The sequence below is a fragment of the Methanofollis liminatans DSM 4140 genome, from assembly GCF_000275865.1.
Classification (GTDB): domain Archaea; phylum Halobacteriota; class Methanomicrobia; order Methanomicrobiales; family Methanofollaceae; genus Methanofollis; species Methanofollis liminatans.
The window spans coordinates 75242-101179 of record NZ_CM001555.1 but is presented as its reverse complement, the minus strand read 5'-3'; the positions used below and the strand labels follow the sequence as shown (position 1 = coordinate 101179).

General features: G+C 65.3%; 29 protein-coding genes. 10 read left to right on the top strand and 19 right to left on the bottom strand.

The features are described from left to right. Positions 1-2: 2 nt before the first annotated feature. On the top strand, positions 3-650 hold the full coding sequence (locus METLI_RS00470) for a YIP1 family protein (protein WP_004037077.1): 648 nt from the start codon (positions 3-5) through the stop codon (positions 648-650). Next, entirely contained in the window at positions 651-1805 is a 1155-nt protein-coding gene (locus METLI_RS00465) for a COG1361 S-layer family protein (protein WP_004037076.1), read from the top strand. Positions 1806-1925: 120 nt separating this feature from the next. Here the strand turns inward: METLI_RS00465 and METLI_RS12995 are convergent, their stop codons facing one another. Then, on the bottom strand, positions 1926-2129 hold the full coding sequence (locus METLI_RS12995; protein ID WP_217178693.1) for a hypothetical protein: 204 nt from the start codon (positions 2127-2129) through the stop codon (positions 1926-1928). Between the two features lie 82 nt (positions 2130-2211). Here METLI_RS12995 and METLI_RS00460 point away from each other — a divergent pair, with 82 nt between their 5' ends. Beyond that, positions 2212-3042: a class I SAM-dependent methyltransferase gene (locus METLI_RS00460; RefSeq protein WP_004037074.1), complete on the top strand. Its 831-nt coding sequence runs from the start codon at positions 2212-2214 to the stop codon at positions 3040-3042. Between the two features lie 52 nt (positions 3043-3094). Here METLI_RS00460 and METLI_RS00455 read toward each other — a convergent pair whose 3' ends face one another. The 5 genes from METLI_RS00455 to METLI_RS00435 all read right to left on the bottom strand — a co-directional run bounded on the left by METLI_RS00455 (position 3095) and on the right by METLI_RS00435 (position 5712). Next, the gene (locus METLI_RS00455) at positions 3095-3358 is read right to left on the bottom strand and encodes a hypothetical protein (RefSeq protein WP_004037073.1); all 264 of its coding nucleotides are present in this window, start codon (positions 3356-3358) and stop codon (positions 3095-3097) included. Continuing rightward, entirely contained in the window at positions 3355-4017 is a 663-nt protein-coding gene (locus METLI_RS00450) for a DUF2953 domain-containing protein (RefSeq protein WP_004037072.1), read from the bottom strand. Before METLI_RS00450 ends, METLI_RS00455 begins: the two co-directional genes overlap by 4 nt. A gap of 9 nt (positions 4018-4026) precedes the next feature. Beyond that, positions 4027-4452 carry a GerW family sporulation protein gene (locus tag METLI_RS00445; protein WP_083838631.1) on the bottom strand — a complete coding sequence of 142 codons (426 nt, stop codon included), beginning with the start codon at positions 4450-4452 and terminating at the stop codon, positions 4027-4029. Between the two features lie 81 nt (positions 4453-4533). Further along, positions 4534-4872 carry a cupin domain-containing protein gene (locus METLI_RS00440; RefSeq protein WP_004037070.1) on the bottom strand — a complete coding sequence of 113 codons (339 nt, stop codon included), beginning with the start codon at positions 4870-4872 and terminating at the stop codon, positions 4534-4536. A gap of 9 nt (positions 4873-4881) precedes the next feature. After that, on the bottom strand, positions 4882-5712 hold the full coding sequence (locus METLI_RS00435) for a TrmB family transcriptional regulator (RefSeq protein ID WP_004037069.1): 831 nt from the start codon (positions 5710-5712) through the stop codon (positions 4882-4884). Between the two features lie 100 nt (positions 5713-5812). Here METLI_RS00435 and cooS point away from each other — a divergent pair, with 100 nt between their 5' ends. Continuing rightward, on the top strand, positions 5813-7717 hold the full coding sequence (cooS, locus tag METLI_RS00430) for an anaerobic carbon-monoxide dehydrogenase catalytic subunit (protein WP_004037068.1): 1905 nt from the start codon (positions 5813-5815) through the stop codon (positions 7715-7717). A 72-nt stretch (positions 7718-7789) separates the two neighbouring features. After that, on the top strand, positions 7790-8122 hold the full coding sequence (locus METLI_RS00425; protein ID WP_004037067.1) for a cupin domain-containing protein: 333 nt from the start codon (positions 7790-7792) through the stop codon (positions 8120-8122). 780 nt (positions 8123-8902) lie between these two features. Here the strand turns inward: METLI_RS00425 and METLI_RS00420 are convergent. The 3 genes from METLI_RS00420 to METLI_RS12990 form a co-directional block, all read right to left on the bottom strand. Continuing rightward, the gene (locus tag METLI_RS00420) at positions 8903-10126 is read right to left on the bottom strand and encodes an NAD(P)/FAD-dependent oxidoreductase (RefSeq protein WP_004037066.1); all 1224 of its coding nucleotides are present in this window, start codon (positions 10124-10126) and stop codon (positions 8903-8905) included. Continuing rightward, positions 10110-10292, bottom strand: coding sequence for a 4Fe-4S binding protein (locus METLI_RS12600; protein WP_004037065.1), 183 nt, complete (start codon positions 10290-10292; stop codon positions 10110-10112). The genes METLI_RS00420 and METLI_RS12600 overlap by 17 nt, the downstream gene beginning before the upstream one ends. A gap of 162 nt (positions 10293-10454) precedes the next feature. Next, a complete protein-coding gene (locus METLI_RS12990) occupies positions 10455-10625 on the bottom strand; it encodes a hypothetical protein (RefSeq protein ID WP_004037064.1) in 171 nt (56 codons plus the stop codon). On the opposite strand from METLI_RS12990, the gene METLI_RS12985 reads away from it, so the two are divergent. The 4 genes from METLI_RS12985 to METLI_RS13295 all read left to right on the top strand — a co-directional run bounded on the left by METLI_RS12985 (position 10612) and on the right by METLI_RS13295 (position 14061). Then, positions 10612-10839, top strand: coding sequence for a hypothetical protein (locus tag METLI_RS12985; RefSeq protein WP_157203171.1), 228 nt, complete (start codon positions 10612-10614; stop codon positions 10837-10839). The two genes, METLI_RS12990 and METLI_RS12985, sit on opposite strands and share 14 nt — an antisense overlap. Positions 10840-11444: 605 nt before the next feature. Next, positions 11445-12113 carry a ribonuclease III domain-containing protein gene (locus tag METLI_RS00415; protein ID WP_048103551.1) on the top strand — a complete coding sequence of 223 codons (669 nt, stop codon included), beginning with the start codon at positions 11445-11447 and terminating at the stop codon, positions 12111-12113. 96 nt (positions 12114-12209) lie between these two features. Further along, positions 12210-13745 carry a hypothetical protein gene (locus METLI_RS13300; RefSeq protein WP_169313794.1) on the top strand — a complete coding sequence of 512 codons (1536 nt, stop codon included), beginning with the start codon at positions 12210-12212 and terminating at the stop codon, positions 13743-13745. Between the two features lie 67 nt (positions 13746-13812). Then, on the top strand, positions 13813-14061 hold the full coding sequence (locus METLI_RS13295; RefSeq protein ID WP_004037060.1) for an eS24 family ribosomal protein: 249 nt from the start codon (positions 13813-13815) through the stop codon (positions 14059-14061). Here METLI_RS13295 and METLI_RS00400 read toward each other — a convergent pair whose 3' ends face one another. From METLI_RS00400 to METLI_RS00355, 10 genes are all read right to left on the bottom strand, one after another. Then, complete coding sequence (locus METLI_RS00400) at positions 14062-14679, bottom strand: LysE family transporter (RefSeq protein ID WP_004037059.1); 618 nt, start codon at positions 14677-14679, stop codon at positions 14062-14064. It lies immediately after the preceding gene. 162 nt (positions 14680-14841) lie between these two features. Continuing rightward, a complete protein-coding gene (locus METLI_RS00395) occupies positions 14842-15492 on the bottom strand; it encodes a V-type ATP synthase subunit D (RefSeq protein ID WP_004037057.1) in 651 nt (216 codons plus the stop codon). Next, the gene (locus METLI_RS00390; protein ID WP_004037056.1) at positions 15489-16877 is read right to left on the bottom strand and encodes a V-type ATP synthase subunit B; all 1389 of its coding nucleotides are present in this window, start codon (positions 16875-16877) and stop codon (positions 15489-15491) included. Before METLI_RS00390 ends, METLI_RS00395 begins: the two co-directional genes overlap by 4 nt. Beyond that, on the bottom strand, positions 16874-18631 hold the full coding sequence (locus tag METLI_RS00385; protein WP_004037055.1) for a V-type ATP synthase subunit A: 1758 nt from the start codon (positions 18629-18631) through the stop codon (positions 16874-16876). The genes METLI_RS00390 and METLI_RS00385 overlap by 4 nt, the downstream gene beginning before the upstream one ends. Then, positions 18628-18939, bottom strand: a complete 312-nt coding sequence (locus METLI_RS00380; RefSeq protein ID WP_004037054.1) for a V-type ATP synthase subunit F — start codon at positions 18937-18939, stop codon at positions 18628-18630. Before METLI_RS00380 ends, METLI_RS00385 begins: the two co-directional genes overlap by 4 nt. Continuing rightward, positions 18936-20120 (bottom strand): V0D/AC39 family V-type ATPase subunit, encoded by a 1185-nt coding sequence (locus METLI_RS00375; RefSeq protein WP_004037053.1) that lies wholly within the window; start codon positions 20118-20120, stop codon positions 18936-18938. The genes METLI_RS00380 and METLI_RS00375 overlap by 4 nt, the downstream gene beginning before the upstream one ends. After that, entirely contained in the window at positions 20107-20700 is a 594-nt protein-coding gene (locus METLI_RS00370) for a V-type ATP synthase subunit E (RefSeq protein ID WP_169313793.1), read from the bottom strand. The genes METLI_RS00375 and METLI_RS00370 overlap by 14 nt, the downstream gene beginning before the upstream one ends. Positions 20701-20712: 12 nt before the next feature. Further along, positions 20713-22158 carry an ATP synthase subunit C gene (locus METLI_RS00365; protein WP_004037051.1) on the bottom strand — a complete coding sequence of 482 codons (1446 nt, stop codon included), beginning with the start codon at positions 22156-22158 and terminating at the stop codon, positions 20713-20715. Beyond that, positions 22158-24110: a V-type ATP synthase subunit I gene (locus tag METLI_RS00360; protein WP_004037050.1), complete on the bottom strand. Its 1953-nt coding sequence runs from the start codon at positions 24108-24110 to the stop codon at positions 22158-22160. The genes METLI_RS00365 and METLI_RS00360 overlap by 1 nt, the downstream gene beginning before the upstream one ends. Continuing rightward, entirely contained in the window at positions 24103-24438 is a 336-nt protein-coding gene (locus tag METLI_RS00355) for a hypothetical protein (RefSeq protein WP_004037049.1), read from the bottom strand. The genes METLI_RS00360 and METLI_RS00355 overlap by 8 nt, the downstream gene beginning before the upstream one ends. A gap of 134 nt (positions 24439-24572) precedes the next feature. On the opposite strand from METLI_RS00355, the gene METLI_RS00350 reads away from it, so the two are divergent. Beyond that, complete coding sequence (locus tag METLI_RS00350) at positions 24573-25931, top strand: TrpB-like pyridoxal phosphate-dependent enzyme (protein WP_004037048.1); 1359 nt, start codon at positions 24573-24575, stop codon at positions 25929-25931. Positions 25932-25938: the final 7 nt, after the last annotated feature.

Sequence of the window (25938 nt, the reverse complement as noted above, 5' to 3'; positions counted from 1 at the left end):
TCATGAGTCATCCGATCGTTGAGGTCCTCCTCAATCCTGACGCCTTCTTTCGGAAAATGGCCGATCGTGCGCCTGAACTGATGCTGCCGGCAGCCCTCGTGCTGGTGACCGGGATCATCGGCGGGATCGCCGCATACCTGATCACGAACATGCTCACCCCGGCCTTCCCCGCGGAGGCGCAGGGGATCCTGGGGATCATCGCCGTCGCAGGAGCGGTCGCCACGCCGATCTTCTCCCTGATCGGCTGGGTGGTCGTCGCCATTATCTTCTACGCGATTTCGTCCGTGTTCAAAGGGCGCGGGAGCCTGAAAAAAACCCTTGAGTTCACCGGTTACGGCTATGTCCCGACGATCCTCTCCTCCGCGATCTCCCTCGTCCTGACGGCGCAGTTCGTTTCGTCGGTCCCCCTCCCGCAGATCGATTTCACCGATCCGGCGGCGGTGACGGCGTTCCAGGCGACGATCACGCACTCTCCGATGATGATGGCAGTCGTTGGGATCACGATCGTCTTCCTCCTCTGGAGCGCGAACATCTGGATCTTCGGCATGAAGCATGCGAGAAATCTCACGCTGAAAAACGCGGCGATCACGGTGGGCGTGCCGGTGGGGATATATATTATCTATCAGATAGTTTCTCTGGGAGTTATATAAATGAAAAGATGTCTGCTGTTCTGTGCGGTCTTCGTCCTCCTGGTTGCAGGGGTCGTCTCCGGCGCCACCCCCCAGGAGAACGCCGCACGCGTCACGGTCACCGGGTTCTCGGTCGACCCTGCCGTGCTCATGCCCGGCGATGCGGCGACGGTGACGGTGACGGTGAAAAACACCGCCGACGAGAGCGTCGCCCTCAGAAGCGCCAGGATGTTCACGGAGAAAAACATCGTGATTCTGGACAACCCCTACCAGACCTTCGGCTCCATCGGCCCGGGCAACGAGGTCTCCTTCACGTTTACGGTGCAGGCGTCCACAGGGGACGGGATCTTCTACCCGCCGTTTGTGATCGACTTCAGGGACGCCGGATCGCTCCGGTCCCCGGTCACGGTGAAGGTGGAGAGCACCGAACCGCGGATCTCGATCATGGAGCGCCCCGACTCCTTCGCTGAGGGGAAAAAGGCGACGATAAAGGTCAAGGTCAGCAACCCGCGCTCAGGCGAGATCAACGGCGTCACCGTTGTGCCCCGGGGAGATGGGATCGAGAGCACCCCGACGAGCGTCTTTATCGGGGCCCTCGCCCCTGACGGTATGGCTGAGGTCTCCTTTGAGATCACGCCGTCCAGGGAGACCGATCTGGTCTTAAACGTGGATTACCGCAACGGGAACAACCAGAGGAGCACCTCTGTTCGCCTCCCGATCACCTTCTCTGAGGACAAGAAACAGGCCGAGATCGTCGTCTCCGGGATCGAGGTGACGAGAGAGGGCGGCGTCTACCGGGTGAGCGGGGACGTCACCAATGCCGGCCTTGAGGTGGCGAAGGCCGTCGTGATCACCGTCGGCGCTCCGGCCGTCCCGGTCGAGCCGAACCGGGTCTATCCGGTCGCTTCTCTCGACCCCGACGACCTCTCGAGCTTCGACGTCACCTTCACGGCTGAAGATACGGACTCGGTCCCGCTCGTCATCGAATACAAGGATGAGGACGGGAACGCCTACCGTTCAACCGTTCAGATCTCGATCGGGTCCAGCGGCACGGTGGCCCCCGAGGAGGGTGAATCGTTCCCGGTATGGGCGATCGCCCTGATCCTTCTCGCGGTCGTGGCGGTCGGGGGCGTCATCGTCTATTCGTGGAAGAAGGCAAAACAGAACTCCGAATAACTTTTTTTTGCTCTTTGCTCCTGTGTGCCGGGGGGCTCCCCTCTGTCTAAGGACGAAGAACCGATTTTTTCATAGAGGTGGTGCAGGAGAGGCCCTCATCCTCCCGTACCGCCCGGACGATCAGTCTTTTGCCATGACCGCCCCGATCACGATCAGCCCGAGGCCGACGATGACGACGGCGATTTCGACGAGGCCGACGAGGAAAGCGACCACTTCAGACGGGAGGAGCATAATGCCGTATATGCCGATGGCGGCAAGCACCAGCCCTGCGACGACCATTCCAATACCTGTCCTGTCCATGGACTTTTTCACCAGGGGTTCCATTGTTCGAAGCACCATATGAGCGTTGCGCCCGTCCCCGGCAGGCACGGTCGGTTTTTTCTGCCTCCGGGACGATTGTTCTCTCATGGATGCCGGGATCGACTGGAACAGGGTGTGGCGGGTGCGGCTGGCGGCGCACCGGTCGAGCCCGGGCTTCGTGAGCGGCGGCGTACTCTGGAAGGAGAAAGAGACCGCCCGCCGCTATGACCGGGGCGTCGGAGAGGGCGACCGGGTGGAGCAGTCTCTGGCCGCCCTCCCCCTCGGGCCGGAACACGCGGTGCTCGATATCGGCGCTGGGCCCGGCACTCTCACCCTCCCGATGGCGCGGCTGGTGCGGCGGGTCGATGCCGTCGAACCGGCCGCGGGGATGGCGGCGGTGCTCCGGGAGCGGGCGGCCGAGGCGGGGCTTGAAAATATCAGGGTCGTGGAGGGGCGGTGGGAGGATCCCGGCCTGGACCTCGATCCCCCGTACGACGTGGTCGTCTCCTCCTTCTCGCTTGCGATGCCCGATCTCGCCGCCGCCCTGGAAAAGATGGAAGGGGTCGCCGCGGGATCGGTGCATATCTTCTGGCATGTGGGGACGCCGGCATGGGAGCGGCAGTATATGGCCCTCTGGCCGGCCCTCCACGGCGCCCGGTACAGGCCGGTGCCGAAGGCCGGGGTGGTCTTTTGCCTCCTTCGGGGGATGGGGCGCCGTCCTGAGATCACGCTGCACGCCTTCACCGAAGAGCGGCGCTTTTCGCGTCTGGAGGACGCCCTCTCGTATTATGCGCCGCGGTTCTCGGCGGTGGACGAGCGGCAACGGCAGGTCCTTGCACACGCCCTTGAGGGCTGGCTTGAATTCGGGGAGGAGGGCCCGGTCATGCGGGGCCGTTCCCGCTTTGCCCATATCTGGTGGAAAAAAGAAGAACGGTGAACTATCAGGCCCGGACAGGTGCCGGGGTAGTTCACGAGAAAAAAATCGTCTCTCACTCCTGGGGGCCGGGAGACGGGCTCGAAAGGGCCTCCCGTGCCCTCACGGCCGCCCCGGCGACGATGTCGCCCGGGATCTCCGCACCCTCAGCGGAGAGCAGGTACGCCCAGCCCTCGCCGGCGATCACGAGGCCGATCGGCTCGGCCGTGAGAAACAGTCCCGGTCCGGCGACGATCGTCTGCGTCCTCACGATCGGGACGATCGCCCGCCCGGCCGCGACCCGCGCCCCGCCCGCTTCGACGACCGTCTCCTCCCTCATGCTTCACCCCGGATCAATGGCCATACGGCGGTCCGCACCGGTGCCGAGACCGCAAAGAGCGCCGCCGCAATCAGGATCGTGAGGGGGCGCTCGATCAGCACCCGTCCTTCGGCCCGCCCGGCGGCCTCGCCGCCGTCGAAGAGCGGTGTCATATCGACCCGGAAGGGTGTCGGTGCCAGGACGCCGTTTATCGCCTGGACGATCCCGAAGAGTATCCCGGTATCGGCGGCGTTGTCCAGCCCGGCCCTGAACCGGATCCGCCCGCAGGCGATCCGGCAGCGTGCAAGGGTATATCCCAGCAGGTTGAGGGCTCCCGGGAGCACGGCCCTGGCGGCGGCGAGCACCTCCCTGGCCCCGGGCCCGGCGGCGGGTTTCTCTTCCCCGGTCTTCTCTTCGATCTCTTCTTCCTCTTCCTCACCGCCGAGGGGCGTGGAGAAGAGCACGCTCCTGCCGAGGGCGACCTCCGCACAGGGAGCGCCCTCCGTCCATAATAATCTCAAGGAGACGACCGCCCAGCAGAAGGCGCAGAACCCCCGCACCTCCCCGGCTTCATACCCCCCCGAAAAACGGATCTCGAACGGGACGAGGAGCAGGGCGTACAGAGGCAGGGCTAGGAGTGCGAGGAAAAAAAGGAGTACCGGGAGGTCGCCGCCGCCCATGATCTCCGGTTATTTCTCGGGCTCTTCCGGCGTCTTCTCCCCCTCTTCGGTGCAGGCCTTCCTCATCTCGAGCACCTTGCCGCCGACCCGCTCCACCACGGACGGCAGCGTCTCCCCGATGGTCTCGATGATCTCGGAGAGCTGCCCTTTTTTGGTCATGGAGTAGATCTGCACGCCTTCGGGCCCTTTGACGTCTTTGTGGACGACCAGGAGGGCGATCGGCGTGACCCCGCCGCCTGCGCCGCCGCCCTCACCGCCGCCCTCGCCCTCTTCTGCCTTCCCGCGCCCTGATGCGGCACCGAAGCCGAAGCCGAAGGTTGCTATCGAGAAGATCACCTTGTCCCCGAGGTCGAGGGGGTCGCCGATGATCGCCTTTGCGCTGATGAAGTTGCGGAGCTCCTCCGCTGTTGCCCTGATCATCTCATCGCCTGTCATCTATCTCACCAGTGTGCCTGATTGACCGCGCCCCTATAAATACGTGGTGCCGTCCGGGCAGATTTTGCCGGTGGGACCCGGTCACAGCAGCCGCGTCGACTCGGTCGGCCGCGGCACCTTGATCACGAGCACCCTGAAGGGGGCGTCGCTCTCGTTTGTCCAGCGGTGCGGGATGCGGGCCGGGCTCTCGATGAGGGTATCGGGGCCGCACTCCTGCCGCTCCTCCCCGATCTCGACGACGCCCCGCCCTTCGAGGACGTAAAAGGCGACGTCCACCGGGGTTATGTGCCGTTTGAGCCCTTCGCCGGGCTGCAGGGTGATGTGGACGATCACGGCGTTCTCCGTGTCGTAAAGTTTCCTGACGTCCACGCCGTGCGGGTTTTTCTCCTTCGGCAGTTCGCCGACAGTTCTGGCATCCATTTCTCTCACCTACGTGTGAACTCTCTCTTCTCCCGTGTATATCTTCTGGCCCGGGGCTGCGGCGGCATCACGGCCGCCGGCGATCATCTTCCGTGCGAGCTGGTGCTGGACGCAGGTGATGAACGGGAGGGTGATGATCACGCCTTTGCGCCTCCCGTTCTCGGTATAGACGATCAGCGATTCCTCGTCGTCGGCCATGAAGATGTACTCGAGGGAGAAGACCGAGCCCTCGTGATCGATCGGGCGCGAAAAGACCTTCCCGTAGATCTTCTCCTGGAAAAAGGGGCAGAACTCCCCGGCAACCGTGACCCTGACGCCTTCGGGGCACGCCTGCGCCGCTCCTTCGGGGACGACCACGTCGACGGTATGCCGCCCGGCCGCCTCAGACAGGAGGGCGGCGTACTCGCCGGGCCCTGACCTGAGCATGCAGATGACCGTGAGGGCGGCGTAGTCGCCGTGGACGAGGGATTCGAGATGGCGGCGGATGCTCCACTCCCCGTCGAGGTACCAGATCGGGGCGGGCGTCGGCCTCGCCTCAAGGCGCAACTCGTCGAGGCCGGCAAGCGCCCGGTCGGCCGCTCCTTCGAGCGCCCCCCTGAGTTTCGCCGTCACGACGCCGGGCTCTTCCGGGCGGTAGCGGAGGGGGGAGCCCTGCCGCACCTCGACAAAACCCCTCCCGGCAAGCCCCTCCAGGATGTCGTAGACGCGGGGGCGGGGGACGCCGCTTGCGATGTGGATCTCACGGGCGTTCCCCTCCCCGATCCCGACGAGGGCCGCGTACACCTTTGCTTCGTACTCCTTCATGCCGAGGGCGACAAGGTCCCGGACGATCTGGTCCATATGTCACTATTGTGGGGACGACAGATTTATCTTCTCCTGCCGTGAGGCTGATGCCGGAGGGGTCTGGCCGTCGCCGGTATCCCGCTCCGGGGTGAATGGCATGGAAGATATACGGATATCACACCATGAATCGGTAAAGAGGGTGTACAGGCAGCTCCACGAGATGGGGCTCTCCAATGTCTGGGACCGGTACGAGGCGCAGGGCCTCGGCACCGATCCCGACCAGCGCTGCCGCTTCTGCATGGGGGGAGTGCGGTGCGACTTCTGCTCGAACGGCCCCTGCCGGGCCGATGCGGAGAAGGACAAACGCGGCGTCTGCGGGATCTCGGCCGACGGGATGGCGATGCGGATGATGCTGTTGCGCAACGTGATGGGTTCGGCCACCTACCACTATCACTGCGAGCAGACGGTCCGCACCCTGCGGGAGACGGCCCTCGGCGCCTCGCCCTTCAGGATCGCCGATCTGGCGAAATTGAAACATTTTGCCGCCCGCCTCGGTCTCGACACCGCCGTTCCCGCCGACGAACTGGCCCTGGACCTCTGCGCATTCCTGGAGGAGGACTTCGCCAGAAAGTCCCATGAAGAGAGCCTGATCGTCGATCTCCTCGCCCCGGCAGAGCGGAAGAAGGTCTGGCGCAATCTCGGGATCTTTCCCGGCGGGATCTACGGCGAGATGATGCTCGCCACCGGGTCGTCTCTCACCAACGTGGACGGGTATTTTGTGAGCCTGGCGAAAAAGGCGATGCGTCTTTCGATCGCGATGGCCTACCAGAGCCAGCTGGTGCTTGAAAGCCTGCAGGACGTCCTCTTCGGGACGCCCAGGCCCCACTGGATGCGTGTCGACCTCGGCGTCCTGGACCCCGACTACGTGAACATCCTCCCCAACGGCCACGAGCCCTTCCTCGGGTTCGCGCTGGTGGACCTGGCCCGGAACCCCGAATGGCAGGAGCGGGCCCGTGAAGCAGGGGCGAAGGGGATCAGGGTGATCGCGAACATCGAGACCGGGCAGGAGATGGTCCAGCGCCTGGAGATGGACGAGGTCTTCTGGGGTTACACCGGCAACTGGATCATGCAGGAGGCCGTGCTCGCCACCGGTGCCGTCGACGTCTTCGTGGCCGATATGAACTGCTCGCTCCCGCTCGACCCGGTGTATGCAGAGAGGTTCGGGTTCAAGATCGTCCCGGTCTCAGACCTCGTCGCCTTCGAGGGCGTCGCCGACCGGATGGACTACGACCCGGGATCTGCGAGGGAGCAGGCGGTCGCCCTCCTGGAGATGGGCATCGCGAACTTCAGGGAGCGCCGGGAGCGGGTCACCCCGATCGCCGGGCTGCCGGTGGGGAAGGCGGTGGTCGGGTTCTCCCCTGAGAGCATCACGGCGGCGCTCGGGGGGAGCCTGGGCCCCCTGCTTGATGCGATAAAGGAGGGATCGATCAGGGGCGTGGCCGGGCTTGTCTCGTGCACGACCCTGCGGGACTCAGGGCAGGACGTCCACTCGGTCGCCGTTGCAGAGGAGCTGATCAAACGGGACATCCTGGTGCTCTCGCTCGGCTGCGGGAATGCGGCGATGCAGGTGGCCGGGCTGTGCACCCTCGACGCCGCCGCAAAGGCCGGGCCCGGGCTGAAGAAGGTCTGCGCCGCCGTCGGCGTCCCGCCGGTCCTCTCGTTCGGCACCTGCACCGACACCGGCAGGCTTGCCGACCTCATCGCCGCCGTCGGCGAGGCGCTCGGCGGCGTGGCCGTCCCCGACCTCCCGGTCGCCGCCGTGGCGCCCGAGTACATGGAGCAGAAGGCGACGATCGATGCCATCTTCGCCCTGGCATACGGGCTGTACACCTACGTGAACCCGGTGCCGACGGTGACCGGCGCCCCGTCCCTGGTCCGCCTGCTCACGCAGGACTTAAAGGGGATCACCGGCGGCGTGCTCGCCTTAGAAACCGATCCGGCGGCCGCCGCGGAGGGCGTCCTCGCCCATATCGAGGAAAAGAGGAATGGGCTCGGGATCTGAAGAGGAAGGAGGCTTCGGGCCTCTTTTTTTCGGGGGGGGAAGCATTATCCGCACGCCGGGAAGAGGCTGAGTATGGAAGGGAAGAAAAATGCGTTCGCCGGGTCGGTGATCGATCCGCGGGCGCTCGTGGCCTATCAGGACGGGGCGGTCGTCTCCCGCGCCCTCGTCACGAAAAAGGCAGGGACGATCACGGCCTTTGCGTTCGATGCCGGGGAGGGCCTTTCTGAGCACACGGCGCCCTACGATGCGGTGGTCCAGGTCCTGGAGGGCGAGGCGGAGATCACCGTCGGGGGCCGCCCGTACACCCTCGCCGCCGGCGAGATGATCGTCATGCCGGCAACAATTCCGCACGCCCTGTTTGCCCGGGTGCCCTTCAAGATGCTGCTCGTGATGATCCACGAGTGAGAAAAAATGGCCCTGGAGAATCAGGCATGAGTCGGGAGTATGACGCAGGTGCGATTCTCCAGACCGACAAACCCGGGAGGGGAGGATCTTCCGGGGCCCGGTTCCCCCCTCCGGATCGACCGGGGGTTTACCACAAAGCCGAAAAAAGGGCTTTGTTGAAAAGCTCCCCTCCAACAACGATCGATATCGCTTGAAGGTGCTTTGGTGAGGGTGTGATAGATCTTCCCTTTATCGTGGAACCAGGCGACGAGATGGTCTGGACAAAGCCATTCGCCCGGCAGTTTCAGGGAGCAGATGCGGGATCAGTGCCCCGCGAAACTGCGGTTGGGGCGGGAACGGGAAAAATACGCCAGCCAGGCCATCAGGATTTTTTCCGGTAGATAATCTGACCTCCCTGCTCCTGCATATCCAGGGCAATCGCATGCAGGGGTCCGGGGTCCAACCACCCGGCGCGGTGTGGGCGTTGTGTGACCGTATGGGATATCAGGGTACGCCTCTGCCGGGGGGCCTGCTGCCCCCGGTCCCCCCGCCGGTTGCGATTGGGGCAGGGATGGGCAAACCTCGCTGGGATGTCCGTCCATCATTTTTCATCGACAGATGCGCCGCTCGGACTCTCCTCCCCTATCCAGGACAACCGCACGCGGGGGTCCGTGGGTAAGAACCCCCGGCGCGAAGATGGGGGAAAGCGAATGAATCACGCTCCCATCCGGAAACGTGATGATTTCTACAAAAGCCGAAAAAAAAGGATATGTGCGTGTCCGAAGACGGGTGTCAGGACCTTTATGAGATCCCCGATTTCTCATGGTGGGGCGGATGATAAAGTTCCGGGATAATTTCCCTCATATCCCAGAGCAATCCGGGATTGTTGAGAGCCAGTTCCTTTACGATATTAAGCACGCTAAATTCTTTAAGATTTAACCGCGTCGCCGATTGCATCAGTTTATTCAATTTTTCGTCAGAAAGAGCGTATAAAAATTCCTTGATTTTGTAGTTCAGGTTTAATCCTTGCCCCATTGGAGACACTCTCCATTTTTTATCATACGATGAAAGAGCGTTCTTGCTGCAATCCCCTTTCGCAATACACTCGACTGCCGTTTCCCCTGCCAGCCTTCCGGTAAACATGGAATTATAGATCCCTCCTCCGGTCAGGGGATCTGCGACCCGGGCGGCATCACCGACGATCATCAGGCCATCGCTCACGGTTGTTGCAAGTGGTCGGGAGACCGGGATTCCTCCGGCAATCAGTTCAAGAGTTTTGCCGTCTGGAAATTTTTCTTTAACGAATGCGTCAAGGTAGTCCTTTGCTCGATGATGCTCTCCGCTTTTAGAACCTGCTATCCCGACCCCGACATTTGCTGACCGTTCACCTTTTGGAAAGATCCAGATATATCCGCCCGGAGCGATCGTGTTTCCAAAGTGGAATACGTTCATTGCAGGATTGATATCGATATTTGAGAGCAGATATTGTGCGCAACTCATCATATCGCCGGGTTTAACAGAAGTGTCGATTCCACACCGTCTGGCGAATTGCGACTCTACCCCATCGGCAGCAATAACGACGTCTGCCTGAATGTGAGAGACACCTCCATCGATCCTGGCCCCCCTGATCACGCCATCGGTGATAATGGGAGCTTTTGCACTGGTTTTAACGAATATGTCAGCACCTGCAGCAGCGGCCTGGTTAACAAGAGCCCGGTCGAAAATTTTTCTCTCAAGGACATACCCCACTTTACTGCCGGCTATCGATGAATCGAGAACCATCATTGTCTGATCTGGTGAGACGATCCCCGCCTGTGAAATTTCTGCTGATATCCATTTATAATCGGGCTCGATGAACTCTGACAACTCATGTTTACAAATTCCTTCTGCGCACCGGACCGGCGTTCCGATAGCCGGTCTTTTTTCGATTAAACAGGTTCGAAGTCCCTGTTCGGCAGCCGTTCGTGCAGCGATCGCACCGCCGGGCCCACCGCCGATTACCAGCACGTCATAACCGGTGTTCATGTACTACCTCCAATGCCCCGACCGGACAGATATTCGCACATATCCCACACCTTTTGCAATCAGCGTTCATCGTGAGACATGCATCGATTAATTCCAGATTTGAGTTCGGACAGGTCGCTACACAGGTTCCACAATAACAACACCGGCTACGATCGATGATAATCATGCCGGAAAGATGATCTCTGGTCGTCATAACTATCGATTCATACTGTTGATGTTCTTGATGCGTCCGTCCCCATGAACCGGAACGGGCTCTTACGGTCTCACATCGTTTGTGTTGACTGATATAAGGGGAGTGAGATCCCCTCAAAAAGTCTTTCATCGGGCATCAGGTTTCCTGTTTCGAGCTGCCTGGAGCTACTTCAGGCAGGGTGTACTTTTCCTTTACGATCGCGAGAAGATACGGCAGAGCGAGCACGAACACCACACATCCGAAGGCAAAGAAGATATTGCCGTATGTTACGGCAATGGCGGTGACCGGCACGATGGCAAGCGACATCGAGTCGTCCCTCTTTTGTCATGAAGAGGGAGAACATACCGGACCGTCGATGAAATTGCTCTTGATGGCCGACCGCCGGGAGTCTCTCTCGGTCATGGAAGAAAACGGTAGATTGACAGGGATTTTTATCTGCCCCGATATTTATGCCGGCTATCTCTCGCGAAAAATCGTGCAGGAAATTCAACCGGTCGATAGGTCGCGTCGGGGAGCCTGAAAGAAACCGCTTTCCTTCCTCCCGCCGGGATTCCGAAGGGCTGCCATCGAGACCTGATCCCGATCCGATGCTCTCACCCCTCCTGGATGAAAGATCCGGCCGGGGGCGTCGGGCTGAGGTGTCAATGGCTCCCCGCAGAGAAATTTCGCGAAGAGCCGAAAGATCCCGGTTGAAAAACGTGCCCCGGGGCGGTCCCCGGTATTCTGTTCGGCCCCGTGATACGCCCTCTCTGTCCCCTGGCCTTCAGCCGTTTCGGCCCCGGAACCGGGCCCTCATGGCATCGAACCCTGTGAAGATAGGCCGGCGCCGTCCAAAGGCCTTCTCTGCCGCCACATCTCTTTTGCCGGAGAAGATCTGTGGCTCTGGTCTTTGCGGCCCTATCTTCAGCGGGTGTCTGTTCGGCCCCCTGATGCGCTCTCGTTTTCGCCCGTTCGGTCTTCAGCCGTTTCGACCGTCGGGCTGATCGCACCCTGGCAGCATCTGTCCGGTCACGATCCCCCCCGAGGCAGATTTTTATTGTGCATGTACTATAAAATAATTTTGCCCGGCACTTCCCTGGAGGGCGAATGGGAAGAGATATGCCCTTTCCGTCCAGAAGAAGGCGTATGCACCAGACGCTCCGCTGGCACCGGGTCGGTGTCGAAGAGAACCTCGCCGCCCTCAGGGACGGGCTCGCCCGGAAGGCGGCCGCCCTCCCCGATGGGAGAGAGCAGGCCCTGACCGCACGCTGGCTCTCCTCGGTGGAGGAGATCCTGCGGCAGATCGGTTCGGTCCGGTTGGTGGTCATGCCCGCCGTCGAGCGCGACCTCGGCTTTTCCATCGAGAACGACGAGATCTTCCTCCTCGCCCTCTTCCAGCCCTCCACGAAAAACCTCTTCTCCGAGATCAACGCCCATTTCAGGGACGGCAGATGCGCCCTCTCCCCGACTGCGCTCGCAGAGATGGCCCGCCTCCCTGAAGCGGCTGAGACCCTCGCCTGGATCGGGGATGCGGCCCTGAAGATCGGGGTCCTGCCCCAGATCTGGAGCCCGCGCCTCGCCGATGCCGGGCTGCTCTCAGAGCGCCGGAAGGCCTACGAGAGCAATGTGAATATGGCGCGGCTCTGCGACCGCTGGGGGCTGTACGAGCACCGCGTCCATTTCGACCCGCCGGTGGAGAAGGGCGATTGCGATCACGTGAAGGGCACCCTGGTCGAGGCCGTGCTCGGGATCGTCTTCCTCCAGTGCGGGCTCAAAGGGGTGGCACGGGCCGCCCGCCTCCTTGCGCCGCGATAGTATGTGCGATATCTTTTATTTTCTGGCCGTGTCAATGATATCTTAATTTGCTCCTGAACGGCCCCGGCCTGGTATCCGGGGCGTGTGGTGATCTCTTTGGATAGAAAAACGGTTGTTATCATATCCGCTGCGGCGGTTCTCGCACTCGTCGGTGCGCTCGCCGCCGTGCTCGCCCTCGCGGGGGCCGGCGGACTCTCCGGCCCTGCGGTGCTCTATGAGGGCTCCGTGAACATCAGCAGCGGGACGACCGTATTCACCGCTGCAGGATCGAACGTCCAGTACACGGTGGACAACAGCAGCCTCTATGGTATCTTAATGGCGGTCTGCGAGAAGGAAGGTCTTTCCTGCACGGTTTCTGACCGGGACTGGAACCCGCGCCTCCACTCGCAGGTGGTGGAGGGGGTCGGCGGATTTTGCGAAGCGAACGGGACGGTGTGGAACTGCACCGTGAACGGGGCGCCCGTCCTCCTCAGTTCGGCTGAAGACGGGGTGCTCACCCGTTGCGCCGCCGATGGCGACCGGGTGGTATTTTTCTACGGGCCCGAAGGCTGCGGCCCCGATGAGGCCTCGGCGGTGATCCGCACCGTTCTGCACCTGGAGGAAGGGAAGGAGAGCGCACCTGCAAGCGGATCGCTTGCCCTCTCGGGTCTCTCTGAGTACGCGGTCACCCCTGAGATCTACCGTGCGGCCCTTCTCTGCCACGGCCGGAGTTATACCGATCCTGACGGATCCCTCTGGAGCGGCGTCCCGGTCTGGTTCTTCATCGGCTGCGTCGACGGTCGCGAGTCCCCGCACCACCCGATGCTCAGTTCGAGCCTTGCGTCGACCGGGTATAACGTCACCTTCACCGGGAGGGACGGCGCCGACTATACGCTGAACAGCACCGTTCTCGTCCGGAACAACGATTACCTGATCGCGTACATGGAGGACGGCGCTCCTCTCCTCGACGGTCCTGCCGGACCCTTCGTCCTCGTCGGACCGGGGATGGGTGAGCGCACCGTTGAAGGGATCGTCTCCCTCTCCCTCTCCGGCTACGACCGGCCCCCGGCCGCCCCGGCGATCGCCGTCAGGCGGTATGCGCCCGACGGGCAGACCGTCCTGAACGAGACGACGGTGGACACCGTCTGGATGGAGGCGAACCTCCCGGTGCTCGGGAACGAGACCGTGCCCTACCGCATCCAGGGCCCGACCTTCGACAGAGACGACCTCTGGAACCCCGCAGAGGATAAGAACCCGGCGAAGGTCGAGGACGCCGTGCTCGGAACGGCGATCCGGGATCTCTGCGACCTCGTAGGCGGAATGAACCCCGGCGACCGGGTGCTGCTCTCCGCCTCAGACGGTTACGCCACCGAACTGCGCTACGAGAACATCTATGCCCCGCGGCCCGAGCAGGGCGAGGCGGTCCTCTCCTGGTGGAGTGCGCGGGAGGGTTACGCCCCGGCCTACAACGACGGCCCGCGGCTCTTTTACCTCGCCCCGGACCACACCTTCGGGAACGAGAACATGCGGACCTGCCTCGCGGAGGAGGCATGGGTCTACTACTGGACCGGCGGCGTCCAGTACCCTTCGGCTGCAGGGACCTCGGTGCGGGGCGTGGACCAGGTCTCGATCCTCCCGGCCGTTGCCGGATAATCAGATCTCTTTTTTCTCCTCTGCCTCTCGCCCCAACGCTCTTCCCCACTCCCGCCGAGAGGAGAGCATGGACATCGAGTTCCCGCGCTACGAGCGCAACGAGGCATGCAGGAGGATCGATCTGGAGTTCGTCGCCCGCTTCTCAGGCGCCATCCCGTCGCGGGAGGAGGTGCGTGCAGAGCTGGCCCTGATCTCGGGCGCCGACCCGGCGGCGATCGCCCTCGACCGCCTGAGCCCGCGGGCGAAAAAAGGTGAGATCCGGGGAAAGGGAAGGATATACGACGACCCGACCGCGATGAAGGCCGCGGAGCGGTGATCACGCCGGAAGGGCCCGCCAGAGGTACGAGGCCCCGAAGAAGATCAGGAACACCCCGCATGCGGCAAGGACGAGGCGGTACTGCCTGACCGAGAGGACGGTCTTTCCGCCCGCCGTCCCGGCGGCGACCAGCCCGAACCACCCGAAGTCCGAGGCCCAGTGGCCGATCATGAAGGCGACGGCGACCGCCGCTCCGGCCGCCAGCCCCTCCAGCAACAGCCCGCTCCCCACCGAGAGCCACCAGAGCCAGAAATACGGGTTTGCGGCGCTCGTGACGACCCCGGCAAGGAAGGGGCTTCCCGATGCCGCTTCTACGGGGGCGTCGAGCACGGCGGTCCGGCTCTCCCGCACCGTGAGCCCGCCGAAGAGGATCAGGGCCGCTCCTCCGACGACGGCGACCGGCACGGCCACGCTATCGGCCGCGGCGGCAAGCCCGGCGACGATCGCGAGAGCGAGGACCGCCTCGACGGCCGCATGACCCGCGGCGAGGCGCGGGCCGGCCGTCCACCCGTGATCGAGCGAGCCCCTGATCGTCGCCACCAGGGTCGGGCCCGGGGCCAGGGCTCCGGAGAGGCCGATGACAAACCCGATGATCAGGGCCGGGATGATGCCGTCCATCGGTATGTATGGGACGGTAAAGGTGATAAGAGAAGGGGATGGTCGCCCTTCACCCCTGGATCCCGAAGATCCAGACGAAAAGGAGGACGATCGCTCCCGCGATCAGGGCGATCGCCCCGGCGGCCTGGACCAGCAGGAAGATGCGCGAGAGGTCCTCCCCGCTCATGCCTTCGTCTCCTCCCTGCGGAGGGATTTGGTATGTTTCCGCCGGTAGAGGTCCTCCCGCTCCATCTCCTCCAGGTAGTCCTCGATATAGGCGGCCGTATCGCGGAGCGATGGGATGAGCATATAGGCGAGGGCGTTCGTCCTCCTCCTGACCGTGACGATCTGGTCTGCAAGCCGGGCCATCGCCCCTTCTGCTTCGGCGCAGACCAGGGCAGCCCTGACCGCCTCCTCGCAGCGGCGGCAGGCCTCGTCCAGGGAGGCGCCCGGCGCAGCAAGGGGATAACCCGGCTCTTCGGCCGTGCGCAGGCGCTCAGGGAGAGGGATCGCCGGCACCGCCGTGCCCATCACCGTCCGCCGCTCCATCGCAATCTCGCCGATGGAGGCGGTGAGGGCGAGGGCGTCTTCGAGGTCTCTGGCCCCCATGGTCATCTCTGCCCGGAGAAGCGGCCGGTACGCGTCTGCAAATGCTGTTTCTGCGGCTGTCCTCAGTCTCTCCCGCTCCTCCTGCAGCCGGAAAAACTCCAGCACCATGGCGTCGAGTTTCTCCTGGAGGAGTTCGTGCCCTTTCTCTGCGACGACGATCCGCTTCCTGATCTTCAGCAGTTCGATCCGGGTGGGGCGGGTCCCCGGTATGATCCGCCGGCTCACGTCTTCTCCCTCCGCGCATGGGCGGCGATCAGGGCCGGGTCGATCCGTTTGAGTTCGTCGTCCGGGAACCGGGAGAGCAGACCCCATGCAAGGTCCAGGGTTTCGGTGATCGTCCGCCCGGCCGCCGCCCCCTGCCCGACGAATTCCCGCTCGAAGCGTGCGGCGAAGTCGAGGTAGAGGCGGTCTGTTGGCGTGAGCCCCTCCTCCCCGATCACCGCCACCAGGCTTTCGAGCCGCCTGCCCCGTGCATACGCCGCATACATCTGGTCGGAAACGGCGCCGTGGTCCTCGCGCGTCTTCTCCTTTCCGATGCCGCCGGGCATCAGGCGGGACAGGCTTGGAAGGACGTCGATCGGCGGGTACACGCTCTTCCGGTGGAGGTCGCGCGAGAGGACGATCTGCCCCTCGGTGATGTAGCCGGTGAGGTCGGGCACCGGGTGGGTGATGTCGTCGTCCGGCATGGAGATGATCGGGAGCTGGGTGATGGAGCCCTTCTTTCCCTTGATCCGCCCTGCCCGCTCGAAGATCGAGGCGAGGTCGGTGTACATGTAGCCGGGGTATCCCCGCCGGGCCGGCACCTCTTCCCTGGCCGCCGAGACCTCCCGCAGCGCCTCGCAGTAGGCCGTGATGTCCTGGAGGATCACGAGGACGTGCATCCCCTCCGAGAAGGCGAGGTATTCGGCCGCCGTCAGGGCGCAGCGCGGGGTGACGATCCGCTCGATGGCGGGATCGTCGGCGAGGTTGGCGAAGATCACGGCGTGCTCCAGGGCCCCGGTCTCCTCGAACGCCTCCAGGAAGAACCTGGACTCCTCGCTCGTGATCCCCATCGCCCCGAAGACGATCGCAAACTCCTCGGCATCGCCGAGCACCCGCGCCTGCCTGGCGATCTGGGCGGCGAGGCGGGAGTGGGGGAGACCGGCGCCCGAGAAGATCGGGAGTTTCTGCCCCCGCACCAGGGTGTTCATCCCGTCGATCGCCGAGATCCCGGTCTCGATGCAGTCCTGCGGGAAAGCGCGCGCCGTGGGGTTGATGGAGGCGCCCGATATCTCCCGCACCTCCTCAGGGATGACGGCGCCGCCGCCGTCCGCCGGCCTTCCGGCGCCGTCGAAGACCCGCCCGAGGATCTCGGGCGAGACGGCCATGCGCAGGGGTTCGCCGGTGAACCTGACCGAGGTCGCCTCGGTGTCCAGGTCCCGCGTCCCCCCGAAGACCTGCACGACGGCGAGGTCCAGGCGGCTTTCGAGCACCTGCCCCAGGCGCCGTTCCCCATCAGGGAGGCGGATCTCCACCACCTCGCCGTAGGCGGCGTCACCCACGCCCGAGACGGCCATCAGGGGCCCGGCGACCGTGGTGACGGAGGTGTACTCCCGTGCCGGCGAGGTCATGGTCTCCCACCCCTGCCGAACTCCTCCTCGATGTGCCGCTCCACCTCGCCGAAGAACGCCGGGAAATCGGCGGCCGGGACCGAACCCAGGCGGGAGAGCATGCCGGTCACGGCCAGCGCCGCCACCTCTGCGGCTGAGGCGCCCCTCCCCACCGCCGCCCGTCCTGCCGCCGCATAATCCATGATCAGTCTCATCATCAGGTACTGCTTCTGCGGCGGGCAGTAGGTGTCGACCGGGTCGAAGGCGTACTGGATCAAAAACGACTCCCTGACGATCCCGGCGACGAGGAGGGTGAGTTTGTCCTCCTCGGGCAGGACGTCCGGGCCGACGAGATGGACGATCTCCTCGAGTTCGCTCTCTTTCTGGAGGATCGCCATCAGGTCGGCTCTCACCCGCTCCCAGTCAGGCCCGCCGTGCTCCTCCCACCACTCCCGGACGGCGTCGAGGTAGAGGGAATAGGACAGAAGCCAGTTCACCGCCGGGAAATGCCGTTCGTGGGCGAGATCGGCGTCGAGGGCCCAGAAGACCTTGACGATCCTGAGGGTGTTCTGGGTGACCGGCTCTGAAAAATCGCCGCCCGGCGGCGAGACCGCCCCGATCACCGAGATCGATCCGGTCGTCTCTGCGGAGCCGAGGGGCCGCACCCTTCCGGCCCGCTCGTAGAACTCCGCAAGCCTGGAGGCCAGATAGGCCGGATAACCGTGTTCCCCCGGCATCTCCTCGAGGCGCCCTGAGATCTCCCGCATCGCCTCGGCCCAGCGGGAGGTGGAGTCGGCCATCAGGGCGACGTCGTAGCCCATGTCCCGGTAGTACTCGGCGATGGTGATCCCGGTGTACACCGAGGCCTCGCGGGCGGCCACCGGCATGTTCGAGGTGTTTCCGATGAGCACCGTCCGCCCCATCAGGGGCTCGCCGGTCCTGGGGTCTTCGAGGGCCGGGAACTGGCGCAGCACGTCCGCGAGTTCGTTCCCCCGCTCCCCGCAGCCCACATAGACGATGATGTCGGCATCAGACCATTTGGCGAGCTGGTGCTGGACAACGGTCTTTCCGGCTCCAAAGGGTCCGGGCACCGCGGCCGCCCCTCCTTTGGCCATCGGGAAGAACGAGTCGATCACCCGCTGCCCGGTGATCAGGGGCTCTGTGGGGGGGAGCTTCTCCCGGATCGGCCGCGCCACCCGCACCGGCCAGTGCTGGAGCATGGAAAGGGTCACCTCTTCGCCTCCTGCGGTCCTGACGCATGCGATCCCCTCGTCGATGGTGTAGGCGCCGGGCGGTGCGATCCTGAGAAACCGCCCCTCGACCCCCGGGGGCACCAGGACGGCATGGGCGAACCGCCCCTCTGGGACCGTCCCGATCCGGGTGCCCGGCGTCGCCGTCCCTCCGGCCTGTGCCTGCGGGGTGAATTCGTGCCGCCGCGTTCTGTCCAGTGCGGGCAGGGAGGCCCCCCTGATGATGAAATCGCCCATCTCGTCCCTTATCACCTGAAGGGGGCGCTGGATGCCGTCATAGACCCTGCCGAGCAGGCCGGGGCCGAGTTCGACCGAGAGAGAGGCGCCGGTCCGCTCGACCGGTTCTCCGGGTGCGATCCCGGTGGTGTCCTCGTAGACCTGGATCGTTGCGACGTCCTCGGAAAGCCCGATGATCTCCCCGATAAGGGCGGCGTTTCCCGCCCTGACCACCTCGTACATCCGTCCGCCCCGCATCCCGTCGGCCTCGATCACCGGGCCCGTGATCCTGACGATCCGCCCGGTCACCCGCTCACCCCGGGTAGACCCCTGCCTGCCACTCTCCTCACCGCTCTGGCGACGGTGTCCTCCCCGTGCACCGGGCCCGAAGGCCCGGGAACCCCGATCACCACCGGGTAGACCCCGGGGATCTGCGGCCCCGGGATGGCGGCGAGGTATCGGTCGAGCACAAGGATCACGCCGATATCTTTCTCTGCGAGCGCTCCTGTCAGTGCGTGTTCGGCCTCCTCTGCATCGGCGCAGGCGACCGCCCGGGCGATCCCGCCGGCCCTGCATGCCAGTGCCATGGAGCGGTCTCCGATTGCTGTAATCCTCATGCCTCTGTCTCCTCCACGATGAGCACCCGTTCGATCTCTTCGGTCGGCGCCCCGGCCGCCACGCCGACGGCGATCGCTCTCATATTCCGCGCCTCGTAGCCGAGTGCGACGAGGTGGCGGAGCAGGGGGCCGCTCTCCAGGTGGTACTGGCTGGCGATCCCCCGGGCGGCGTCCAGGATGCACCGGTCGAGGGCCGTCTCCAGTGCGGCGGCGTCGCCTTCCTGCACCGCCCCGGGAAGGGCGGCGAGATACCGGTGGTAGCGCGTCCCCTCGACGGCGGCGACCAGGTCGGCGAGGTTTCCCGCCCGTTCGGCATGGAGCAGCCGCTCCCCGGTGATTTCGAAGCCGCCCTGTCTGATCAGGTGGCGTGCCGCCGCTTCTCGCCCGGTGCCGGATGCCCTGGCCCGCACGAGGGCGCGGAGATTGGCGGCGTCGACCATTCTGCCGGCGGTCTCCACCACCGGCGGGGAGAGAGAGATGTCCACCCCGCGTGCGGCCACGCCCATCTCGGTGAGGGCGGCGGCGAGAGAAAGTGCCGAAAATGCGGCGGTGTCTCCTGCGGCGGCGGCATGGGCGCGGGCGAGGGCGGGGCCGAACGGCGCCTTCGCCATCCTCCTGATCGCCTCCTCCTCGCTCCCGGCATGCGCCGCCTTTCTCACGCGCTCGGGCGTGAGGGCCCCGATAGGGACGGCACGCTCTTCGATGGCGGCGGGTGAGAGGCCGCGCCCCTTCCCCGCCACGATCGCCGCCGCCTCCCCGGTGCCGATCATCGCCGCGTATGCCACGAAGAAATGTCTGACCCCGTCGGGCACGCTCTCGATCAGGCGCATGACGGCCTCGTAGTGGTGCACCCTGACGAGCCGGTCCGCCTCCTGGCCGTCGAGACCCGCACCGGCCGGCATCCGGTGCCCGAGGGCGGCAAACCGTTCGAAGAGGTCGTGGAGATTTCCGGCCTCCAGCGCCTCCCTCACCCCTTCCCTGCCGATCATGGGGTTGCCGATCGCCCGGACCCGTGCGTCGGGCTGGGCAAAGAGAGCGATGTTCAGGATCATCCTGAAATATCCGGCCGACGCCGCCAGGATCACCGCCACCATGACGGCGATGGAGAGCCCGGCGACGAGCATGGCCTTCCCGTCGGCCCCGGAGAGGACGGCGACGGCGATCTCCTCAAGGGCGGTCATGACGCTCCTCCCCGAAGAGGATTGCAGCGGTCCTTCCGGTCAGGCCCTCCCGCATCCGTGCGATCCTGGAAGAAAAACGCTGGTCGCACCTGGACCGTCCGGCAAGCACGACAACGCCGCCGCCCGGGCCGTCGTCCTTGAGCGGTGCGATGGTGACCCCTTCGATCCGGCTGCAGGCGACGACGACGGCCCCCCTCTCCTCTTCACGGCAGAGGACGGTGATGGGGCCGCCGCCCACGACCTCGCGCCCTTCGAGGATGAGCCTCCTGAGGACGGCCGGGTACTCGTCTGAGTCTTTGAGGGCGGCGATCCGCCGTTCGGCCTCCTCGAAGGCGCGGTCGAGGCCCGCCTCCCTGCACGCCCTGAGGCGGGCGCGGGCCGAGAGGCGCGCCTGTGCGATCGCCTTTCGTCGCTGTCTGGCCGCCTCACGCCTTCCTTCGGCCATGATCTCTGCGGCCTCTCTCTCAGATGCCGCCCGCCCGTCCCTGAGGATCTGCTCTTCCCCGGCTTCGGCCTCCCTGCGGATCGCCTCCGCCTCCGCGGCGGCGTCGGCGCCGATACGTTCGATGATCTCGTCCACGCCCATTCCTGTTCAGCCCCCGAAGAGCCCGATCCCGAACATGATCAGGATCGCCACCAGCAGCCCGAAGATGGCGAAGGTCTCGGCCATCACGGCAAAGATCAGGCTCGGCCCCATCGCCCCTTCACGCTGCGCAGTCGCCCCGATCCCGGAGGCTGCGGTCATACCCTGCCCGATCGCCGAGAGCCCGGCGAGCCCGACGGCGAAACCCGAGCCGATGGCGGCAAGCCCGGCGGCCGCCGTGGCGGTGACGTCCCGCGTGATCATGCCGGTGAACGCCATGATCAGGATGGCGACGAGGAGGCCATAGATCGCCTGCGTCTCGGGGATGACGGTGAAGACAAGCCCCTTCCCGAACATCTCCTCCTTTTCGGCGGTGGCTGCGATCCCGGCCGATGCGGCGATCCCCTGCCCGATCGCCGAGATCCCTGCAAAACCGACGGCGAAACCGCAGGCGATCGAGGCGAAGCCCGCAGCAAGGGTGGCGGTGAGGTCCCGCGTGATCATGCCGGTGAACGCCATGATCAGGATGGCGACGAGGAGGCCGTAGATCGCCTGCGTCTCAGGGATAACCGAGAATACGAGCCCTTTCCCGAAGGACCCCTCGTGCTCGGCGCTGGCCGCCGATCCCGCGGCGGCGGCGATCCCCTGCCCGATCGCCGATATGCCGGCGAGCCCCACGGCAAACCCGCACCCGATCGCCGCGAAACCGATCGCAATGTCGCCGACCGGATCGCCGGCGATCATGCCGGTGAACGCCATGATCAGGATGGCGACGAGAAGCCCGTATATCGCCTGCGTCTCCGGGATCACTGCAAACACGAGCCCTTTTCCAAAACTCTCCTCGTGCTCGGCCGCCGCTGCCGATCCCGCGGCGGCGGCGATCCCCTGTCCGATCGCCGAAAGACCTGCGATCCCCACGGCAAGCCCGCAGCCGATCGCCGCGAGCCCGGTCGCCTCGGTGGCCACCGGCGATCCGGTCAGGAGTCCGGTGAACGCCATGATCAGGATGGCGACGAGAAGCCCGTAGATTGCCTGTGTCTCCGGGATCACCGCAAAGATCAGGCTCTTCCCCATCGCCTCGTCGCGCTCGGCGGTGGCTGCGATCCCGGCCGATGCGGCGATTCCCTGCCCGATCGCCGAGAGCCCGGCGATCCCCGCGGCCAGACCGGCGCCCAGGGCCGCCAGCCCGAGGGGGAGGGGGACGCCCTCAGTCCCGCCGCCGATCACCCCCGTGGAGAGGAGGATGAGCACGGCGACGAGGAGGCCGTACATCCCCTGCGTCTGCGGCACCGCCTGGAAGACGATCGCTTTTCCAAACTTCTCCGGCCTGACGGCGATCACGCCTGCCCCGGTCGCCCCGGCGATCCCGACGCCGATCCCGGAGCCGATGGCGGCAAGCCCCACGGCAAGCCCGGCCCCGATGACGGCGAGGACGAGCCCGGCATCGACCCCCATCACTCATCCCCTCCCGTGACCTCGGTGAAGGTCCGCCTGGCTGCAAACGGCCTGAAGGGCCGGCCGCCGCTCCGGAAGAACCTCCCGAAGAACTCGACGTACTGGAGCCTGAGGGCATGGATAAACCCCCCGAGGGCCTGGAGCACCAGGTTGCCCGCATGCCCGGCCACGGCGAAGACGACGGCGAGGACGACGAGGGCCGGGTGGACGGCGGCGATCATCCCGGCGAGGATATTGATCATCATGGCGATCCCGCCGGTGGCGAGGGCGAGGGCCAGGATGCGGGCGTAACTGAGCCAGTCCCCGAGAAAGCCGGTGAGCGAGAAGAACCCGAGCGGCCCCTCGCCGATCATCACCCCGGCGATGCCGAGCCCGGCCCCGGCCCATGCAAGGGTGACGGCGGGTTCGGGAAAGGCGCCCCACCCGAAGAAGGTCAGGAGGATCACGGCGGCGCAGGGCTGGATGACGAACCAGACTCCCTCCGAGAGGACCATCGCCCGCAGGTCTCCGGTGCGCAGGTGTTCGCGGGCGGCGATTGCCAGCCCGAGGTTGAGGTGGGCGATCCCGATCGCAAGGGCGAGGAGGAGGATGGCGATCGGGTCTTTCAGCGGCTCAATGACGGCGAAGGGTGCCTGTATCCCGAAGAGGCGGGGGAGGAGATCGCCGAAGAACCCGCCCATCAGGACGCCGAAGATCGTCCCGGAGATCCCGCAGGCGAAGAGGACGAGGGCGAGGTCCCGCACCGTCCCCGGCGTCCGTCCGGCCCCTCTCAGGACCAGGGCGGCGAGAAGGGCGAGGAGGATGCCGTAGCCGGCGTCGCCGAGCATGATCCCGAAGGTGAGCACGAGCACCGGGGCGAGGAAGAGGGTGGGATCGACGCTGCCGTATGCCGGCGTCCCGAAGGTGGCGGTGAGAAAGCCGAAGGGTGCGAGCCAGCCGGGATGGTCGAAGGCGACCGGCGCATCCTCGCCGGGCGGGCCGAAGATGCAGAAGGCAAGCCCGTCCGTCGCCCGTTCGCAGACCGATGCGACGCCGTCGGCACCGTCCTCCCTGACCCACCCGTGGAGCACGGTCATACCGGCGGTGCCGCCCATGAGCCTGGCGGCCTCCTCCCGCTCCCTGAGAAAGGCGAGTTCTTCGGCAAGGGCCCGCAGGGCCGGGAGGTGCCCGGCGGCGATCTCCGTGAGGCTGGCGACGATCTCCTCCCGCTTCCGGAGAAGCGCCGTGCGTTCCCCTGCAAGCCTGGCCAGCCCCTCTTCGGGCGCCCCCTCCTTTATCCCCGGGGCAAATTCCCTGAAGGCGAGTTTCCTGAGGACGGCGTCGACCTGCGCCGCCGCCGTCGGATGGGCGGTCGTGAGGACGACGGCGGGGTTTTCGCCGATCCCGCAGAGGCAGAACCACGCGGCAAGATCCGGCATATGCCCGGCAAGGTGCGCCTCGATCTCCCGGCACTCGCCGGCCGGGATCGTCCCGGCCCTGACCTCGAGGAAGGGGGAGGAGCCGAGCCATGCGAGGTCGATCCCGAAGGGGAGGAGGTATCCGAGCATCTCCTCCTCTTCACCGATGCGTTCGAGTCTCCCGGCGATCGCCCCGTCTTCTGTCTTCAGGGCGAGCACCCTCTCGATCACCCCGTGCAGCCGTCCGGCGTCTGCAAGGACGGCGTCCGCACCGCGCACTGCGACCGGCACCCGCGATGGCGTCGTTGGAAAGAAGATCTCTCTGATCGGGTTTGTTTCCGGGAGGATAGATTCAAGGGCCTCGATGCACCGCTCAAGGCGCGCCCGCTCGGTGGCGATCGCCGGTATCCGCTCAGACCGCGGGCGGGGACTGATGAGCCCCTGCAGTCCCTCCACATCGCCGGCCGCCTCCAGTTCGACGGCCCCGGCCTCCTGGAGGGCGGCGATGCACGACTCGTACGCCTCCGTGTGCACCCCGACGGTCAGCCTACGCATCCGTGCCGGTCTCAACACCGCCGGTCACCTCCCGCACCAGGAAGGCGACGGCGTCGTCGAGGCGTCCGGCCGCCGCCCTCTGGATCCTCGTCGCCTCCTGCTCCGCCCCGGCCCTGATCCGCCCGGCCTCCTCCGCGGCCCCGGCCCTGGCGGCAGCGACGAGGGCGACGGCCTCGGCCTCGGCGTGGCGGCGCTCTGCTGCCGCTGCCGCCGCCGCCCGTTCGCGCCCCCGCTCCAGCCTGACGCCGGCCTCCTCCCGCGCCCTGGCGATGCGGGCGAAGGCCTCCTCTTCAGCCCGCTTCACGAGTTCGATCTCATGGAAGGGCATCCCTATACCACCTGAACGAGCCTGAACTGTCAGGTAATTTATGTGTTTCTCTTCTCCACGCACGACATTCTGCGATCTTCGATGTGCTATATGATGCAACAATGTATATATTTAGACAACACCCATGCTATGGTATGCAGACCAAGATCCTCCTCGACGAGGATGCCATCCCGAAGGCGTGGTACAATATTCAGGCAGATTTGCCCTCGCCTCTCGACCCGCCGCTCCACCCCGGGACCGGAAAGCCGGTGGTGCCCGGGGATCTCGCTCCGATCTTTCCGATGGAGTTGATCAGGCAGGAGATGAGCACGCAGCGCTCGATCCCGATCCCGGACGAAGTGCGGGATATCCTTCGTCTCTGGAGGCCGAGCCCGCTCTACCGTGCGAGAAGGCTGGAGCAGCACCTCAAGACGCCGGCGCGGATCTACTTCAAGTGGGAGGGCGTCTCCCCGCCGGGCAGCCACAAGCCCAACACCGCCATCCCGCAGGCCTACTACAACATGAAGGCGGGCGTGGAGCGTCTCGCCACCGAGACCGGGGCCGGGCAGTGGGGCTCGTCCCTTGCGTTCGCCACCGCCCTCTTCGACATGGAGTGCACCGTCTACATGGTCAGGTCGAGCTATGACCAGAAGCCCTACCGGAAGAGCATGATGCAGGTCTACGGCGCCGAGTGCATCCCCTCGCCGAGCCCCCGCACCGCCGCGGGCAGTAAGGTGCTGGCGGAGCATCCCGACACCCCGGGCTCCCTGGGCATCGCCATCTCAGAGGCGGTGGAGGACGCCGCGGGACGGTCTGACACCAACTATGCCCTCGGTTCCGTGCTCAACCACGTCTGCCTCCACCAGACGGTGATCGGGCTCGAGGCCCGCGAGCAGCTGGCGATGGTCGACGAATACCCGGACACCGTCATCGGCTGCGTCGGCGGCGGGTCCAACTTCGCCGGGATCGCCTTCCCCTTTGCCGGGGACAAGATCACCGGGAAGCACCCTGAGACCGAGATCCTAGGCGTCGAACCCACCGCATGCCCGACGATGACGAAGGGGCTCTATGCCTACGATTACGGCGATGTGGCCGGCTTAACGCCGCTGATGCGGATGTTCACCCTCGGCCACGACTTCGTCCCGCCGGCGATCCACGCTGGCGGCCTCCGGTACCACGGGGTCTCGCCCCTCGTGGCGAAACTCATCCACGACGGCGTTGTCGGCGCATCATCCTACCACCAGAACGAGGTCTTCGAGGCCGCCGTCACCTTTGCGCGGACCGAGGGGATCATCGTCGCCCCTGAATCGGCCCACGCCGTCAAAGCGGCGATCGACGCCGCCCTCGAGTGCCGGCGCACCGGCGAGGAGCGGGTGATCCTCTTCAACAACTCCGGCCACGGCAACTTCGACTTCTCCAGCTACGAGGCGTACTTTGCAGGGCGTCTCATCGATTACGAATACCCGGCCGACCTGATCCGGGAATCGCTCTCACATCTGCCGAAGGTGGGGTGATGCCGGT

What these genes read in the sequence shown, in the direction of transcription:
- METLI_RS00470 (WP_004037077.1), top strand. Translation starts at nt 3, where the DNA reads ATGAGTCATCCGATCGTTGAGGTCCTCCTCAATCCTGACGCCTTCTTT.
- METLI_RS00465 (WP_004037076.1), top strand. Translation starts at nt 651, where the DNA reads ATGAAAAGATGTCTGCTGTTCTGTGCGGTCTTCGTCCTCCTGGTTGCA.
- METLI_RS12995 (WP_217178693.1), bottom strand. Translation starts at nt 2,129, where the DNA reads ATGGAACCCCTGGTGAAAAAGTCCATGGACAGGACAGGTATTGGAATG.
- METLI_RS00460 (WP_004037074.1), top strand. Translation starts at nt 2,212, where the DNA reads ATGGATGCCGGGATCGACTGGAACAGGGTGTGGCGGGTGCGGCTGGCG.
- METLI_RS00455 (WP_004037073.1), bottom strand. Translation starts at nt 3,358, where the DNA reads ATGAGGGAGGAGACGGTCGTCGAAGCGGGCGGGGCGCGGGTCGCGGCC.
- METLI_RS00450 (WP_004037072.1), bottom strand. Translation starts at nt 4,017, where the DNA reads ATGGGCGGCGGCGACCTCCCGGTACTCCTTTTTTTCCTCGCACTCCTA.
- METLI_RS00445 (WP_083838631.1), bottom strand. Translation starts at nt 4,452, where the DNA reads ATGACAGGCGATGAGATGATCAGGGCAACAGCGGAGGAGCTCCGCAAC.
- METLI_RS00440 (WP_004037070.1), bottom strand. Translation starts at nt 4,872, where the DNA reads ATGGATGCCAGAACTGTCGGCGAACTGCCGAAGGAGAAAAACCCGCAC.
- METLI_RS00435 (WP_004037069.1), bottom strand. Translation starts at nt 5,712, where the DNA reads ATGGACCAGATCGTCCGGGACCTTGTCGCCCTCGGCATGAAGGAGTAC.
- cooS (WP_004037068.1), top strand. Translation starts at nt 5,813, where the DNA reads ATGGAAGATATACGGATATCACACCATGAATCGGTAAAGAGGGTGTAC.
- METLI_RS00425 (WP_004037067.1), top strand. Translation starts at nt 7,790, where the DNA reads ATGGAAGGGAAGAAAAATGCGTTCGCCGGGTCGGTGATCGATCCGCGG.
- METLI_RS00420 (WP_004037066.1), bottom strand. Translation starts at nt 10,126, where the DNA reads ATGAACACCGGTTATGACGTGCTGGTAATCGGCGGTGGGCCCGGCGGT.
- METLI_RS12600 (WP_004037065.1), bottom strand. Translation starts at nt 10,292, where the DNA reads ATGATTATCATCGATCGTAGCCGGTGTTGTTATTGTGGAACCTGTGTA.
- METLI_RS12985 (WP_157203171.1), top strand. Translation starts at nt 10,612, where the DNA reads ATGGCAAGCGACATCGAGTCGTCCCTCTTTTGTCATGAAGAGGGAGAA.
- METLI_RS12990 (WP_004037064.1), bottom strand. Translation starts at nt 10,625, where the DNA reads ATGTCGCTTGCCATCGTGCCGGTCACCGCCATTGCCGTAACATACGGC.
- METLI_RS00415 (WP_048103551.1), top strand. Translation starts at nt 11,445, where the DNA reads ATGCACCAGACGCTCCGCTGGCACCGGGTCGGTGTCGAAGAGAACCTC.
- METLI_RS13295 (WP_004037060.1), top strand. Translation starts at nt 13,813, where the DNA reads ATGGACATCGAGTTCCCGCGCTACGAGCGCAACGAGGCATGCAGGAGG.
- METLI_RS00400 (WP_004037059.1), bottom strand. Translation starts at nt 14,679, where the DNA reads ATGGACGGCATCATCCCGGCCCTGATCATCGGGTTTGTCATCGGCCTC.
- METLI_RS00390 (WP_004037056.1), bottom strand. Translation starts at nt 16,877, where the DNA reads ATGACCTCGCCGGCACGGGAGTACACCTCCGTCACCACGGTCGCCGGG.
- METLI_RS00380 (WP_004037054.1), bottom strand. Translation starts at nt 18,939, where the DNA reads ATGAGGATTACAGCAATCGGAGACCGCTCCATGGCACTGGCATGCAGG.
- METLI_RS00375 (WP_004037053.1), bottom strand. Translation starts at nt 20,120, where the DNA reads ATGACCGCCCTTGAGGAGATCGCCGTCGCCGTCCTCTCCGGGGCCGAC.
- METLI_RS00365 (WP_004037051.1), bottom strand. Translation starts at nt 22,158, where the DNA reads ATGGGGGTCGATGCCGGGCTCGTCCTCGCCGTCATCGGGGCCGGGCTT.
- METLI_RS00360 (WP_004037050.1), bottom strand. Translation starts at nt 24,110, where the DNA reads ATGCGTAGGCTGACCGTCGGGGTGCACACGGAGGCGTACGAGTCGTGC.
- METLI_RS00355 (WP_004037049.1), bottom strand. Translation starts at nt 24,438, where the DNA reads ATGCCCTTCCATGAGATCGAACTCGTGAAGCGGGCTGAAGAGGAGGCC.
- METLI_RS00350 (WP_004037048.1), top strand. Translation starts at nt 24,573, where the DNA reads ATGCAGACCAAGATCCTCCTCGACGAGGATGCCATCCCGAAGGCGTGG.